This is a genomic window from Oleiphilus sp. HI0067 (genome assembly GCF_001635735.1).
The window spans coordinates 1-1,406 of record NZ_LWFI01000441.1 but is presented as its reverse complement, the minus strand read 5'-3'; the positions used below and the strand labels follow the sequence as shown (position 1 = coordinate 1,406).

Here is a 1,406-nt window from a genome sequence, read left to right as displayed (position 1 = left end):
TTATATTGTAGATTTAGACGTTGTAGGCGAAGACAAATTTTTAGTTCTTTGGAAGGAGGATCACTCGTCAGGTGACGGTACCTTCCGCTACAGAATCACGCCATTTTCTCCAGATGGTGAAAACCTACTTCCTATTAATTAGTTGAATAAAAATGACCTTTCTTGAGGCTTTTTATTAAGAATCGCGCTGGTGATAGTTGTTTTGCTTGTTCGTGTGGAAGTCCGATACTTGAACTAGAAATTGTATCCACAAGAAGTCTTGCACTTAAGGGTGAGTAGGTGAGTCCCTTCGAGCCGTAAGCTAGGTTTAAGTATGTGTGATCGTAGTATCTGCCTTGTATTGTTTCTTGTTTGGCGTTTTTTGTAAGAAAACTATATTGCTTGTTCATTGCACTCGTTCGAGGTAGTTTCCCAACGATCGGAGTGTAGTCGTTTGACGTTGTCCGAATACCTGCATGTCGGCCTGAAACCTGTTCATTCAACGTCGCTTGATCGCTCCATCCTTTGAGCCAAGTCACGAGTTTTTCGATATTAGCGTGATCATCTTCCCTTGATTCAAATGGTTCTGAATTATTCAAGTCGTAACTGGCACCAATATGCAGTTCGCCGTGTAATGTAGGGCAGAGATAACCCTCGCCACATAGAACTGTTTTGGGTGTCGCGAATGACTTGGATGACAACTGAGTTGTTTGCCCTCTTAGGGGTTTTATTGGTAGTGGGTAGTTTATGTCTAGATCTTGGTAGGAAACTGCATTACATATTATCGTTGCATCTGCATTCATCGAGTTCAGTAACGCATCGCTCTCCCAATCCTGATGTGTATATTCACGCTTATTGATTAGCTCAATGTTGTCATGTTCTAGTACATGTTTAGAAAATGCCTCTGTGTCTAACCAACCTGCTTGTGGAAATACTAGCCCGCTGTCTTGAATATCTAGTCCGCTCAGGCCTTTGAGTTTATTTGCATCGGCCTGATACATGAATGTCTCAGGCAGTTCAAAGCGATCTACAACATTTTGCTGTTTAGCTCGTTCTTTTTCATTCCATGCTAGGTGAACAACGCCGCAAGTATGCCAAAATCTGTTTCCGCTTGAGAGTTGCTCTCTCGAGAAAAAGGTTTGAGCGTAGAGCTGTGCTTGAATCAGTAGTCGTGCTTCTGGTGTATATTGCTGAGGGAATTTTCCATACATGATCAACTGTTTTTGACCGCTAGCGCCTTGCAATGGGCCCTCTTGCTTCTCAATGATGGTGGCTTTAAAGCCTTTGCGGGCTAGAGTAATAGCGGTGGTGAGTCCTGCTATCCCAGCGCCTATGACGAGTACGTGGCCATGCTTGATGTTTGGGGATGAATTTTCGCTGATATGCCATGCTTGATCAGGCAAGGCCTGAGTTTTCGTGGTGCTTTC

1 protein-coding gene is annotated in these 1,406 nt (G+C 43.6%); it reads right to left on the bottom strand.

Features of this window, described 5'->3' with window-relative positions:
• Positions 1-134: 134 nt before the first annotated feature.
• Positions 135-1,406, bottom strand: a 1,272-nt coding sequence (gene mnmC / locus A3739_RS05110) for an FAD-dependent 5-carboxymethylaminomethyl-2-thiouridine(34) oxidoreductase MnmC (protein ID WP_156502369.1), incomplete at its 5' end; no start/stop codon positions are given.